A 12690-nucleotide genomic window follows, 5' to 3' on the forward strand; every position below is an offset into this window, starting at 1 on the left:
CCCCGCCTAACCCTGGCGTCCGGCAGCGAGCCGCCGGAGGCGATGCACGATGTGGCGGGCGAGGCGACGGCACAGGCGGTCGACCGCGAGCGCCTGCCGGGCCAGGGGCGCGAGCGGACCGTCGGACAGCTCGAGCCTTGCGTAAGCCAGACGGCCGCGCCACAGCGGATTGATCATCGGGTGATCCGGCACAGCCAGCGAATCGCCGCCCAGCGGCAGGCGCGGATCGGCAGCCGCATGGCGCAGGGCCTGCAGCGTCACACGCTGGCCGGGCGAGAAACGGCCAAGGCCTTCATCATAGGCGATCTTCCAGGCGTGCGTCCGGCCCTGGTGTTCCACCTGCACAAGCATGGCGATCGCGCGGCCATCCAGCCTCAGGACCTCGAGGCAGAGCGCGTCCTGCCCTGCCAGGGCGGCGATGAAGGCGAGGGCGAAGGCGCGCGTGTCCGGGGTTGATCCGAGTGCCGTGCGGCCCTCGCCCTTCCAGCCGGCGGCTTCGAGGGCGAGAAACTCCGGAAAGGCATCGCAGGCGGCTGCACCGCGCAGCCGTTCCTCGGTGACCGTGCCAAGCTCCGCCAGCCGGCGCGACAGCCGGTCGAACTCCTTGCGCCGCTTGCCCGACATCACCTCGTCATGCTGGCGGGCGCCCTCGGTGCCGCCGGCATGGGCCGCCCGTTCCGCCTGGCCGGCCATCGACTGGCCCGACCAGCCGGATGTGGCCGCCCGGAGCAGCGACATGACCGGTCCCCCGGTGACAAGGAAGGGCAGGTCGAGGAGGCGCGCGCCCGGCCAGGGGCCAAGACCGGCGGCTGTCTGCAGAAACAGCGCCGCTGCCTCCGGCGTGCAGTCGGGGTGGACCAGCGGCGTCCCGACGGGGCCATAGTCGGAGGCCCAGAGCGCGGGGCTGCGCAGCAGGAGGCCTGCCGTCTGCAGGCCGACAGGGGCCGCGATCAGCCAGCGTCCTCCGGCCGTGCCGCCGTCCGCTGCGATGTCCCGTGCCGCGTCCTGGCCGCCATGGTTATCTGGAGCCTCCTCGACCGTTGCCAGCATCAGCCGGTCCCGCATCATGTGTCGGGCGTAGGGCAGCAGGAAGGCCGGGCAGAAGAAGGGATTGGGCTCGATTGCAACCTCCGCCAGCGCCGCCCAGGCGGGCGAGGCCTCGACCGGGCGCAGGCGGGCCGTCAGGCGCCCCGACCCGCTACCCGGGCGGGTCGATGGCAGGCTGGCTGTCGTATCGGCAGGCGGGCGGGTCGGGGTCATCCGGCGTGGGGTCCTCTTGGCGCGGTGGCCGGCAGGGGAAGCAGGGCGAAGGGAACGAAGCCCAGCCGTCGCCAGGTCAGGACCGCCAGCGCGACGGTTTCGGCCACGACCGCCAGCGCCGTGGCGGTGGCGGCGCCCAGCAGGCCGTGGCTCGGGATCAGCAGCGCGTTCAGCGCGACATTCAGGCTGAAGACAGCGCCATAGACGGCAGCGCAGGCCATCTGGTGACCGCTCATCGACAGGAGTGCATCGACCGGGCCCAGGCTTGCGCGGACGAGAATGCCGACGAGCAGGACCGCCACGAGCGGGGCTCCGGACCGGAACTCCGGTCCGAATAGCCACAGCAGCAGCGGTGCGGCCGCCACGAGACAGAGGCCGGCCGCCAGCGATGGCCAGAAGGTCCAGCGGCTCGCCTGCAGGGCATAGTGGCTGAGGGCGCCGGGGTCGGCAGCCGACGCCAGCGCCGCAAACCGGTGGGCCGAGGCAGCGCGCACCGCAAAATGCACGAACTGTACCAGCGCCAGGGTCTTGGCGGCGGCGAAATAGACCGCGACCTCGTCCGGCGGGCGCCAGAAGCTGACCATGACCACATCGGCGCTGCTGAGGAGCTGGAGGAACCCCTCGACCATCAGCAGCGGCAGCGAGACGCGCAACCACAGCCGGGTGTCATAGCTGGCCGGGCCCGGTGCCACGCGGGTCTTCAGGGCCCGCGACAGCTGGCGGGCCTGGTATGCCGTTACGAGCAGGCTGGCCGCGAGGGCGGCGGCGGCGGTCAGGGTTGCGGTCACCACATGGCCTGTCGCGACGAGGGGCAGCAGCAACAGGAGCAGCAGCAGGGGGCGGAAGATGAAGCTGGGCAGCAGGCCGAGGGCCGGCATGTCATAGCTGCGCGCGATCGCGTCCTGCACGGCCGTGAGGGCAAACAGGGGCACCGCCAACAGGGCGAAGGCCGCCGGCCAGACATAGGCCGGGTCCACGCTCCCCCTCGCGCGGATGAGCACCTCCAGTCCGACAAGGGTCAGCACGCAGGCGGCGGCAAGGGCAATCAGCCGGCTGAGCTCGAGAAAGCCCCTGAGGCGCCGCTGGTCCGGTTCGCCGGCATGCTGCGGCACAAAGCGACCGGGGGAGGCGGAAAAGCCGAGGCAGGCGAGCAGTCCGAGCACCAGCGCCAGCGTCCAGACGACGGAAAAGACGCCGTAGTCATGGGCGCCCATCCAGCGGGCGAGCACGGCCTGGGACAGATAGGCCAGCGCGGCGCCAGCAATCCGGATGCCGAATGTGACCAGCGCCATGCGTCCGGCACCGCCTCCGGGCAGCCGGGCCGCAAGCCGGGCCTGCAGCCCTGCCAGCCGCGCACCGGCGCCGGTCGCCGGTTTCCTGCCTGCGCCTGTGTCCACCGCCACCCCGTGTTGCCCTTCCGCTCGCCGCTCCGGCTGCAATCCATGGCATGGCTGCCCTTAGGATTTGCTCAACGGGCAGCAGATGTCATCGCTCCGAAAGCGCCTCCACATAGTACCAGCGGCCGCCGGACTTGCGGAACTGGCTGAGCTCGCGGTGGGTGTGCAGCGCGGCGCCGGCCAGATAGCGGGCCTCGAACAGCACGGTGCCCTCGCGTGCCGGGGCCTCGCCGCGGTCAACCTTCAGCACCGTCAGCCCGGTCCAGCGGCTCTCGCGGGCCCAGCGGGCGGTTGCCTCTGCGTCGAAGCCCGGCTGGAACTTCGGCCAGAGGGTTTCCTTCAGGTAGGCGATGTCCTGCAGCACATAGGCCGTGTAGCGGGATCGCATCAGCGCCTCGGCCGTCCGGGCCGGGACGGCCCGGCTGATCGCGGGGCCGCAGCAGAGCGCAAGGGTCTGGCCCGAGCCGCAGGGGCAGGGCTTGTCGGGGGCAGCAAGGGTCATGGTCGAGGTCCGGTCCGGTTTCCTGCCACCTTGCCTGATTGCGCTGTCCGCGCAAGGCTGGGGTGCCTGATCCGGGCGGGGAGCGCGCGTCCATGCGGATTGCCACCTACAATCTGGAATCCTTCGGCGCCGAGACCGACGATCCGGCGCGGCTCGTGCCGCGAATCAGCGCGCTCCGGCCAAGGCTCGTCGCCCTGTCGGCCGACGTCCTGTGCCTGCAGGAGATCAACGCGCAGAAGCCGCCGGGGGCGACGCTGCGCCAGCATCTGGCGCTGGAGCAGCTTCTGGCCGGCACCCCTTATGCGGACTTCCCGGTGGTCACCAGCCTGCGCGCCGATGGGCATGGTCCGGCGGACCGGCACAATCTGGCCGTCGTCTCGCGCCACCCCATCCTGCGCGCGGAGACGCTCTGGAACACCCGCGTGATGCCGCCGCTGTGGCGTCCGCAGACGGCGGACCCGCCGGTCGCGGCACCGCTGCCGATCCTGTTCGACCGGCCGCTGCTGGCCGTCACGATCGCCTTGCCGGACGGGCGTCCGCTGCATGTCCTGTGCCTGCACCTGCGGGCACCCATCGCCGCGCCGGTGGCGGGCGGCAAGCTTGCCGCTGACCGCTGGGGCAGCAGCGCCGCCTGGGCGGAGGGCTATTTCCTTGCGGCGGTGAAGCAGGTGGCCCAGGCCCTCGAGGCGCGGCTCTGGGTGGAGGAGCGTCTCGCTGCCGATCCGGATGCGCTGATCGCGCTGGCGGGAGACTTCAATGCCGACCTGTCGTCGGCTGCCCTGCGGCTGCTGGCGGCCGGTGCCGACGACACCGGGAACCCCGATCTCGCGGGCCGCAGCCTGTCGGCGCTGGACGGGGTGCGTCCGGATGGGCGGCGCGGGACGGTGCTGCACGGCGGTCGCTTCCAGACGCTGGATCACATCCTTGTCTCTCCCGCGCTGCGGCAGCTGGCCATCCAGGTGGAGGTCCACAACGCCGGTCTGCCTGACGAGGTTTTCGCTGCCGGTGGCACAGCGGCCTCGTATCACGCAGCTGTGACGGCCGATTTCGCGTTCGACCGGGCGACAGGCTGAGGTGCTGACGGCATGGGGGCGTCGCGCGCGCAGCGAGACGCGAGGCATGATCGGGCGGCGCTCAGGGCCACCTGCGTCAGCGGTCAGGATCGGGACGGAGGGGAACTGGTGGAGCCGAGGGGAATCGAACCCCTGACCTCTGCAGTGCGATTGCAGCGCTCTCCCATCTGAGCTACGGCCCCATTCCGGTGCGGGCATTTAGGAGAGGCCCGGCAAGCCTGTCAAGCGCTTCGCTTAAGGCTATTGCACGATCGCGGCTTGCAGGGGCAGAGGGGGGCCGCTACATCATGCAAAACGGCCAAACCGGACACGGACCCCACGATGCGTTCAATTCTCGACCTGCTTCTCCTGGTGCTCTCGATGTACACCTATGTGATCATCGCCAGCGCCATCTTCTCCTGGCTCTATGCCTTCAACGTCGTGAACACCCGCAACCAGTTCATCGCGACCATCGGGCAGGTCCTCTACAATCTCACCGAACCGGTCCTGCGTCCGATCCGCCGTGTCGTTCCCTCGCTCAACGGCCTCGACCTGTCCCCGATCGTGCTTCTGCTCGGCATCTTCCTGCTGCAGAACGTGATCATGCGGTACGTCTATCCCTACGTCTTCTGATCCTGCGGCGTTTCCCGTCGTGGCCGATACCGCCCTGCCGTTCCGGGCCGACCGGGACGGCCTTGTCCTGTCCGTGCGGCTGACCCCGAAGGCCGCACGCGAGTCGCTTGACGGGATCGGGACGCTGTCCGACGGTCGCCAGGTGCTTCTGGCCCGGGTGCGGGCGGTGCCGGAAAAAGGGGCGGCCAATGCGGCGCTCGAGGCACTGCTGGCCGGAGCACTCGGGCTCGGCAAGAGCCTGGTGCGGGTCGAAGGCGGCGCGACCGCCCGGCTGAAGCAGGTGAGGGTCAGCGGCGATGCGGCGGATCTGGCTGACCGTCTCCGCCGTCTGCTGGTGCCCTGAACCTGATGCCGCCACCGGAGGCGCGGTGGCCTCAGTCGTCCAGCTTGCGCGCCTCGTCGGCCAGCATGATCGGAATGCCGTCGCGGATCGGGTAAGCGAGCTTCGCCACGCGGGAGACCAGTTCCTGACGCGCGGCGTCATACTCCAGCGTCGTCTTCGTCACCGGACAGACCAGAAGCTCCAGCATCTTGCGGTCGATCTTGCGCTCGCTGTGGCGCGGGGTGTCGTCGGTCATCTCTTGTCCAGTCCTGTGGGCTTCACTGCAGTGTTGCGCCGCCGTCATTGCCTGCCGAACGCGCCAGGTCAATCTCCGTGATCGCAACCAGCGTCTCGGCCCGTGTCTTCAGGTCGACGGCCTCGAGCATCGCCTGCTTTTCCGCCGGACCGTAGGGGCTCATCATGCACAGGGCGTTGACCAGGACCTCGGTCTCGGCCTTGTCGACGCTGTCCCAGTCCGCCTCCATGCCATGGGCATCGAGATAGGCCCGGAAGGCGCGCAGCAGTCCTTCCCGGTCAACCTCGCTCTCGCCGGCTCCGGTCTCCAGATCGCGGGCGAAGGGCGCAAAGTCGCAGGCGGCCTGGCGGAACGGGGTGATGGCATCCAGTTCGTCCGCCAGCCGGAAGCGGGCGACACCCTGCAGGGTGATCAGATAGCGGCCGTCGCCACTCTCCTGGAAGCTGGTGATCCGGCCGGCGCAGCCGACGCGGGCAAGTGCCGGCCGACGCGCTGCATCGGGCTGCCCGAGCGCCGGCTGCACCATGCCGATGAGACGTGCCCCGGCCAGCGCCGCATCGATCATGGCGATGTAACGCGGCTCGAAGATGTTGAGCGGCAGCTGGGTGCGCGGCAGCAGCAGGGCCCCCGACAGCGGGAAGACCGGCAGCGTTGCCGGCAGGTCCTTCAGCGTGCGGTAGTGGGCGTTCCCGGCCTGCATGATCTCGTCCTCGCTTCGTTGGCGCGCGGGACTGTCTGTCCCGCGCTCCTTCTACGATCAGGAGAACAAAACGGACGACAGCTTGCGGCGGCCATAATTTGTCGCAGGCTCCTTCGGGCCCCAGGCCTCGAAGAACTGCAGCAGCTGCTTGCGCGCGGCGTCCTCGTTCCAGTCCCGTCCCCGGCGCACGATCTCGATCAGGTGATCGACCGCGGCCTGGTGGTTGCCGCGGGCATTCAGCCCGAGGGCGAGGTCGAAGCGGGCCTGGTGGTCGGCCGGATCCGCCGCAATCCGGGCCTCCAGCTCGGCCAGATCGCCGAGCGCTTCGGCCTGCTCGGCCAGGGTCAGCGCAGCCTGTGCTGCGGCATAGGCCGCCTCCTTGCGGCCGGCTTCCGGCACCATGTCGAGCGCCTGGCGGGCGCGCTCAAGGTCACCGGCGCCGAGATAGCAGCGGGACAGGCCGGCCAGCGCGCGGGCATTTTCCGGCTCCATCTGCAGCACGGCGGCGAACATCTGGGCCGCGTGGCCGAAGTCCTTGGCCTCCAGCAGGGTCTCCCCCTCGGTCAGCAGGTCTTCCGGACCACCAGGCGCGGCCGGGCCTCCCAGCCGGTCGATGAAGGCCTTCACCTGGCTTTCCGGCTGGGCGCCCATGAAGCCGTCCACCGGCTGGCCGTTCTTGAAGGCGATGACCGCCGGGATCGACTGGATGCCGAGCTGGCCGGCGACTTCCGGATGGTCGTCGATGTTCATCTTCGCCAGCTTGACCTTGCCCTTGGCGGCCCGGACGGCAGCCTCGATGATCGGCGTCAGCTGGCGGCACGGGCCGCACCAGGGGGCCCAGAAATCGACGAGGACGGGCTGCTGGCGCGAGGCCTCAAGAACGTCGCGGGCAAAGCTGGCCGTCGACACGTCCTTGATCAGGTCGTCGCCGCCTGCTGCCGGCGTTTGCGCCGGGCGTGCGCCGCCACCCCCGAAGCCGCCGCCGCCAAAGCTTCCGCCGAAGCCGCCCCCGACCTGGCCGCCCATCGAATAGCTCCCTGTGCTCATGATCCTCAGGTCCCTTGAACTCCGGCCGTCCAGGACGGCCGCATGCCATTGGTCCGGCGCTGGTTTCATTGGCGCCGACCGTCGTCTTGTCCATAACATGGACGCTTGGCTCTAGAATTACAAACCCTGCGCTTTCGCTTCCTCGGTGACTGCAATCACCAGTGGATCGTGGCCGCAGCCGCGGGCGAAGGCCAGCAGGTCGTCGCGCGAGATGGTGGTGGTGGCGTCGTTCGACAGCGGGTGGAAGTTGAGCACCTCGTGCTGCATCATCGCCGCATCGAAGATGGCCGTCAGGTCCTGACCGGTGTCGTTGATCAGTCCGAAGGGTGTCACCGATCCGGGGACCACGCCGAGATACTGCATCATCTGCTCCGGCGAACCGAAGGACACGCGGCCCGACCCGCCGATCAGCGTGTGGACCTGCTTCAGGTCCACCGTCGCATCATGCAGCACGACGATCAGGAACAGCTTGCCCTTCTTGTCCTTGACGAAGAGGTTGCGGGTGTGCGCGCCCGGGATGCGGGCGTGGATGTCGGCGCCTTCCGCAACGGTGAAGACCGGCCGATGATCGACGGTCGTGGTCTTGATGCCCAGCTTGTCGAAGAAGGCCATCAGGTCATCGCGGGTCGCGGGCATCGGGAACTCCTGCAGGGGGCGCACGGCGGCGCGGTCGTCTGTCGTGGGCGATGTTCTAGCCGAAGCGGCTTGCCCCGCTCAAGGCGGCAGGCGACGCGCTAAGGTTCCGGTGCGCCCTTCTGCCCCAAGCTTAACCCCGGCCGGCCGGTGCCCCATTCCGCGCTTTCCACAGCTCGTCCACAAGGGGGGCGGCAGGGGCGAAAAAGGCGCAAAAAACCCTGTTGCAATCTGAACCGGCTTGGTTCATATACACCCCACCTCGACGGCGGGCGGCAATGCCGGGCGCCGGAAAATGCGGGTGTAGCTCAGGGGTAGAGCACAACCTTGCCAAGGTTGGGGTCGAGGGTTCAAATCCCTTCGCCCGCTCCATTTCTTCCTCAGGTCGCATGGCCGCGGAAGAAGTGTGGTTCAGAGGTCGCGGCCGGGTTACCCTCCGGCGTGCAGGATGCGGGTGTAGCTCAGGGGTAGAGCACAACCTTGCCAAGGTTGGGGTCGAGGGTTCAAATCCCTTCGCCCGCTCCATTTTCTCTCGGGTCGAGAGCAGCGACAAGGCCGCCGGAAGGCGGCTTTTTGCTTTTCTGTCCTCCGTCCTCTGGCTTGCGCGTGCCGACAGCCGATCCGGCGCTGCGCGCTCAGCGGTCCACCGCGCACGTGGGCCTTGTTGCTTCCCGCAGTCCCGGCCCGGGCGTGGGGCGATCAGGCGGGGCGACCATGCGGTGCGATCAGGCCGGGCGGTCAGGCGAGGCGCCAGCGGTCGCGCCAGGCCAGCCAGGCCTCGACCGCAACCAGATTGATCAGCCAGCTGCCCCAGGCCGTGATCTCATAGGTCTCCAGCACGGACTGCCCCGAGGCCATCAGCGGAAACATGATCAGCCGCAGCGTGACGGCAGCGACCGTGAGTGCGGCCGAGCGCAGCATCCAGATCCGGTGATCGTCGAACCGGCCCTGCAGGGCCCGGACGAGCCCCATTCCGGTCGTCGCGATCCAGAGCAGGGCAAGGGTCAGGAAGCCGGCCGCGGTGAAGGTCGAGCCCTGGTAGGCCGGCAGCATCGCCAGCGATCCGAGGGCGGCGAGAAGGATCGACAGGACATAGAGCCGTCCGCTCCAGCGGTGGAGGGCGGGTCTGCGCCGCGAGCCGCGCCAGACCTGCAACGGAACCAGCGCGAGCGCGACCGGCCCGAAGATGATGTGCGCATACATCGGCAGCCTGTAGCCGTCGAGGTAGTGGACCATGTGCGCCATCGCCAGCTCGAAGGGAGCGACCGCCGTGCGCCAGGACGCCAGCGCGACGACGAGGCATGACAGCGTGAGCAGGGCCAGGCCCAGGCGGGACGAGCGGAGGGAAACAGGCATCGAGGTCTCCTTGACACTGTAAAGATACGGCATCGTGGCAGACTTCTTGACAGTGTCAAGATGGCGGGCCTAAATGGCTCATGACCACCCCGAAACCGCCCTCCGGCCGCGCCGTGACCCGGGACCCTCGAGCCGACGGGGCCACTCCGGGACAGGCGGGTGCGCCGGCATCACCTGCACCTCCAGCCTTGATTCCGGCCTCTACCCCGGCCACGACTCCGGCCTCGACTCTGGCTGCCGCTCCGCGTCCGCATCATCACGGCAACCTGCGCGAAGCCCTGATCGCGGCCTCGATCGAGCTTCTGAATGCCGAGGGACCTGCGGGCCTGACCCTGCGCCGGGCAGCGGCCCGGGCCGGCGTCTCCCATGCGGCCCCGGCGCATCATTTCGCGGGCCTGCCTGACCTCCTGACTGCCGTGGCAGCCCGGGCCTTCGACCTCTTCACCGAGGCCATGCGCGAGGCACGCCGGGACGCGGGCACGGACCCGATGGCCCGGCTGCAGGGGGTCTGTGCCGGCTACCTCCGCTTTGCCGCCGACCACGCCGGCCTGTTCCACGTCATGTTCCTGACCGGCGAGGTCGACCGCACCAACGCCAGCCTGATGGCCTCCTCCGAAGCGGCCTATGCGGAGCTGCGCCTCGCCTGCCTGCCGTTTTCCAGCCGGGCGCCGGCGCCTGATCCGGCCCTCGAGATTGCCGTCTGGTCGCTTGTGCACGGCTATGCGGTCCTTGGGTTTTCCGATCCCCGCCGCAGCCGGTTCGTGCTGGCCGAGATGCCGCAGTTCCCGGAGCTTCTTGGGCGGTTGCTCGCCGACCGGGGGGCAGGCCTTGATCTTGCGCAAGGCGTCATGTCGTCCTGCAGCCTAGGTTCGCCCTCCGTGCCGGATTGAGGCGGCCGGTTGCCGAGGACCTGATGATGCCCCTACTCCTGCCCATGCCCCTGCCGCGGTCCGTGTGTCCGGGCCACCCGCTGCGCCCGTCCCCTCGCCGGGGATGGCTGCGCGTCCTGGTGGGCGCGTCGCTGGTGTTGCTGTCGGGCGCCGGTGTTGCGCCGGTCGCGGCTGGCGCCGGACAGGCCGACGCGGGCGGGCGCCTCGCGCGGCAATGGTGCGCGGCCTGTCATGTGGTTGCCCAGAATCAGGACCGCGCGGCGACGATCGGGGTGCCGTCGTTCTTCGACATCGCCGCAAACCCGGACATGACGCGCGAGAAGATCGAGACCTTTCTGGCTGACCCGCATCCGAAAATGCCGGACATGGGCCTCTCCAATCCGGATATCCGCGATCTCGCGGCCTACATCGTCTCGCTGCGGCCTTGAGGAAAACGCAGATCTGCTTCGGTCGGGTGAACCATCCGCCGTCCTGCGCGTATGAGGCGTGTCATTGCCGACACAGTCCGACGAAATTGACAGACCGGTAACCCTGCAGTCGCTTTTGTCCTGTAATGTGACGGCCACGGTCAGTTCTAACCCGGATCCGACATGAAGCTCTCGTCTCGTTTTCTCGCCCTCGGCTCCGCCGCCGCAGTCCTGCTCGGGGCAGGCTCTGCCTTCGCCCAGGACACCGCTCCCCTGCCGCAGACCCAGTATGTGCTCGACATCGGTCTGGGGGCCATGGCCAAGCCGCGCTACGATGGCTCGGACTCTTACCTGATCTCGCCGATGCCGATCTTTGCCGTGAGCCGCTTCTATCTGCCGGGCCTCGGCCAGGTGGCGGACGGCCAGAAGCAGACCGGCCTGTTCTTCTTCCCGTCGTTCAACTTCGTCGGCGAGCGCAAGCCGTCCGACGACAAGGACCTGCGTGGCACCCGGAAGATCAACTGGGCGCTGGAAGCCGGTCTCGGCGCTGGCTACCAGGCGGAGTATTTCCGCGTGTTCGCCGAGCTGCGTCAGGGCTTCAACGGGCACACCGGCCAGGTCGGCCAGCTCGGGGCGGACCTGATCACCCGTCCGATGGACCGGCTTGAATGGAGCATTGGTCCGCGTGCGGGCTTTGCCTCCTCCAAGTACATGGACACCTATTTCAGCGTGTCGGCAGCCGAGTCGGCCGCAAGCGGCCTGCCCCGCTACAAGGCGGGTGGCGGCTTCAAGAGCGTCGGCCTCGAGACCCGCTTCACCTATGACCTGAACGACAAGGTCAAGCTGCATCTGCAGGGCGGATACGACCGCCTGATCGGCGATGCCGGCAAGAGCCCGCTGGTCAAGGCCGGCAGCAAGGACCAGTTCAACATCGGAACGGGCGTCACCTACCGCTTCTCCTTCGACCTGTTCTGAGCGGTCCGGAGCAAGGATCTGCGCAAGGCCGGGCATTTGCCCGGCCTTTCTGCATTCAGGAACAGGGTTTCAGCGTGATGCCGCCGGGCAGCCGGGTGGAGGCGTCGCCGCAGGCGTTGATGATCCGCTCCTGCGACAGGCCGCGCGCCGTGCTGAGATCGGCGCCCGTCAGCCGGGTGTTGCGCAGGAGGGCATCGGTCAGATCGGCCCCCGACAGGTCGGCGCCGGACAGGTCGGCGCTGCTCAGCCGTGCTCCGGTCATGTCGGCATCGCGGAAGGACGCTCCCCGGGCGATGACGCGGTCGAGGTCCGCCTGCACCAGCCGGGCGCCGGCGAAACTCGCTCCCGAGGCGTCCGCCCGCTCCAGGTCGATCCCGTCCATCTTCGCGCCGGCAAACGTGGCCCGCATCAGGGCGGCCCGGATGAAGGACGCATTGCGCAGGTCTGCATCCGTGAAGTCGGCATTCTCCATGCGCGTTTCGTTCAAGTCGCTGTCGCGCAGGTCTGCCTCGATCAGCAGGGCGCCGGGCAGGGTGGCCTTTTCCATGTCCACGCCCCGCATCGAGGCGCCCGTCAGATCGGCCCCCGACAGATCCGCGCGCTCCAGCTCGGCGCGGCGCAGGTCGGCACCGGCAAGGCTGGCGCCTGCAAGGACGATTTCCTTGAGATCCGCCTCGCGCAAGGTTGCCTGCGCCAGGTTCACCCCGGCCATCTGCAGGCCGCGCAGGGTGATGAGCCGCAGGTCACAGTCCGGGCAGCCACGATTGCGCAGGATCTCTGCGGCCTGGCCCCGGGCCGGGTCCTGCGCCGTTTCCTGTGTCTGATCCTGGGCCCCCGCCGGCAGGGCGGCGAGTGCGACGACGAGCAGGGCGGATGCCAGACCGGGAAAGGCACGGGACGTTACCATGGGCAGTCTCCTTGATGCTCCCGACGTTCTAGACCTTTGTGCGCACGACGCAAGGGCGCTGCCGACGCGGGCAGCGCGCGGGCAGGACGTTCGGTGGTCCAGAAGCAAGGGGGGAGGAGAGGGGCAGAGCGGCACGGAAGAAAGTGGCGGGGTCGCAGGTGCCACTTTCTTCCGTCCGCAGACGCTGACGACGCACAACCTGACAATCAGCACATTCAACCTAGGTCAAATGTATTGCCAAATGGTTTGCGTGAGATTGGTCCTGTCGAATGAATTCGATCTTTTGTGATAAGTAAAAATTAAGTATTCAATTTGTGAAGCTTGCAGACCGCCTCGCAATCTGCAAGGTGCCG

At 68.6% G+C, this 12690-nt stretch carries 15 protein-coding genes and 3 tRNA genes; 8 read left to right on the forward strand and 10 right to left on the reverse strand.

The window, feature by feature from the left end; translation table 11 throughout:
• Window positions 1-6: 6 nt before the first annotated feature.
• The 3 genes from GWI72_RS18915 to GWI72_RS18925 all read right to left on the reverse strand — a co-directional run bounded on the left by GWI72_RS18915 (window position 7) and on the right by GWI72_RS18925 (window position 3159).
• Window positions 7-1260 (reverse strand): GNAT family N-acetyltransferase, encoded by a 1254-nt coding sequence (locus GWI72_RS18915; RefSeq protein WP_161709645.1) that lies wholly within the window; start codon window positions 1258-1260, stop codon window positions 7-9.
• Window positions 1257-2552: a lipopolysaccharide biosynthesis protein gene (locus tag GWI72_RS18920; protein WP_161709646.1), complete on the reverse strand. Its 1296-nt coding sequence runs from the start codon at window positions 2550-2552 to the stop codon at window positions 1257-1259. The genes GWI72_RS18915 and GWI72_RS18920 overlap by 4 nt, the downstream gene beginning before the upstream one ends.
• Window positions 2553-2745: 193 nt before the next feature.
• Window positions 2746-3159: a YchJ family protein gene (locus tag GWI72_RS18925; RefSeq protein ID WP_161709647.1), complete on the reverse strand. Its 414-nt coding sequence runs from the start codon at window positions 3157-3159 to the stop codon at window positions 2746-2748.
• Window positions 3160-3251: 92 nt separating this feature from the next.
• Here GWI72_RS18925 and GWI72_RS18930 point away from each other — a divergent pair, with 92 nt between their 5' ends.
• A complete protein-coding gene (locus GWI72_RS18930) occupies window positions 3252-4232 on the forward strand; it encodes an endonuclease/exonuclease/phosphatase family protein (RefSeq protein ID WP_161709648.1) in 981 nt (326 codons plus the stop codon).
• 106 nt (window positions 4233-4338) lie between these two features.
• Here GWI72_RS18930 and GWI72_RS18935 read toward each other — a convergent pair.
• Window positions 4339-4414, reverse strand: a tRNA-Ala gene (locus GWI72_RS18935).
• 139 nt (window positions 4415-4553) lie between these two features.
• Here GWI72_RS18935 and GWI72_RS18940 point away from each other — a divergent pair.
• Both GWI72_RS18940 and GWI72_RS18945 read left to right on the forward strand, forming a co-directional pair.
• Window positions 4554-4844 carry a YggT family protein gene (locus tag GWI72_RS18940; protein ID WP_161677853.1) on the forward strand — a complete coding sequence of 97 codons (291 nt, stop codon included), beginning with the start codon at window positions 4554-4556 and terminating at the stop codon, window positions 4842-4844.
• Between the two features lie 19 nt (window positions 4845-4863).
• On the forward strand, window positions 4864-5187 hold the full coding sequence (locus GWI72_RS18945; RefSeq protein WP_161709649.1) for a DUF167 family protein: 324 nt from the start codon (window positions 4864-4866) through the stop codon (window positions 5185-5187).
• A gap of 31 nt (window positions 5188-5218) precedes the next feature.
• On the opposite strand, the gene GWI72_RS18950 is transcribed toward GWI72_RS18945, so the two are convergent.
• The 4 genes from GWI72_RS18950 to GWI72_RS18965 all read right to left on the reverse strand — a co-directional run bounded on the left by GWI72_RS18950 (window position 5219) and on the right by GWI72_RS18965 (window position 7805).
• Window positions 5219-5422: a Trm112 family protein gene (locus GWI72_RS18950; protein ID WP_161709650.1), complete on the reverse strand. Its 204-nt coding sequence runs from the start codon at window positions 5420-5422 to the stop codon at window positions 5219-5221.
• Between the two features lie 22 nt (window positions 5423-5444).
• The gene (locus GWI72_RS18955; protein WP_161677856.1) at window positions 5445-6122 is read right to left on the reverse strand and encodes an LON peptidase substrate-binding domain-containing protein; all 678 of its coding nucleotides are present in this window, start codon (window positions 6120-6122) and stop codon (window positions 5445-5447) included.
• 57 nt (window positions 6123-6179) lie between these two features.
• Window positions 6180-7169, reverse strand: coding sequence for a thioredoxin (gene trxA / locus GWI72_RS18960; protein WP_161677857.1), 990 nt, complete (start codon window positions 7167-7169; stop codon window positions 6180-6182).
• A gap of 117 nt (window positions 7170-7286) precedes the next feature.
• Window positions 7287-7805, reverse strand: coding sequence for a prolyl-tRNA synthetase associated domain-containing protein (locus GWI72_RS18965; RefSeq protein ID WP_161677858.1), 519 nt, complete (start codon window positions 7803-7805; stop codon window positions 7287-7289).
• Between the two features lie 294 nt (window positions 7806-8099).
• Between GWI72_RS18965 and GWI72_RS18970 the strand changes: the two genes are divergently transcribed.
• A tRNA-Gly gene (locus GWI72_RS18970) sits at window positions 8100-8174 on the forward strand.
• A 78-nt stretch (window positions 8175-8252) separates the two neighbouring features.
• Window positions 8253-8327, forward strand: a tRNA-Gly gene (locus GWI72_RS18975).
• Between the two features lie 213 nt (window positions 8328-8540).
• Here the strand turns inward: GWI72_RS18975 and GWI72_RS18980 are convergent.
• The gene (locus tag GWI72_RS18980; protein WP_161709651.1) at window positions 8541-9158 is read right to left on the reverse strand and encodes a DUF2306 domain-containing protein; all 618 of its coding nucleotides are present in this window, start codon (window positions 9156-9158) and stop codon (window positions 8541-8543) included.
• Window positions 9159-9346: 188 nt separating this feature from the next.
• On the opposite strand from GWI72_RS18980, the gene GWI72_RS18985 reads away from it, so the two are divergent.
• From GWI72_RS18985 to GWI72_RS18995, 3 genes are all read left to right on the forward strand, one after another.
• Complete coding sequence (locus GWI72_RS18985; protein WP_161709652.1) at window positions 9347-10048, forward strand: TetR/AcrR family transcriptional regulator; 702 nt, start codon at window positions 9347-9349, stop codon at window positions 10046-10048.
• Window positions 10049-10167: 119 nt separating this feature from the next.
• Window positions 10168-10476: a cytochrome c gene (locus GWI72_RS18990; protein ID WP_348272721.1), complete on the forward strand. Its 309-nt coding sequence runs from the start codon at window positions 10168-10170 to the stop codon at window positions 10474-10476.
• 162 nt (window positions 10477-10638) lie between these two features.
• A complete protein-coding gene (locus tag GWI72_RS18995; protein WP_161677861.1) occupies window positions 10639-11430 on the forward strand; it encodes a MipA/OmpV family protein in 792 nt (263 codons plus the stop codon).
• 55 nt (window positions 11431-11485) lie between these two features.
• On the opposite strand, the gene GWI72_RS19000 is transcribed toward GWI72_RS18995, so the two are convergent.
• A complete protein-coding gene (locus tag GWI72_RS19000) occupies window positions 11486-12337 on the reverse strand; it encodes a pentapeptide repeat-containing protein (protein ID WP_161709653.1) in 852 nt (283 codons plus the stop codon).
• Window positions 12338-12690 lie beyond the last annotated feature (353 nt).

The organism is Pannonibacter sp. XCT-53 (assembly GCF_009915765.1).
Taxonomy (GTDB): Bacteria; Pseudomonadota; Alphaproteobacteria; order Rhizobiales; family Stappiaceae; genus Pannonibacter; species Pannonibacter tanglangensis.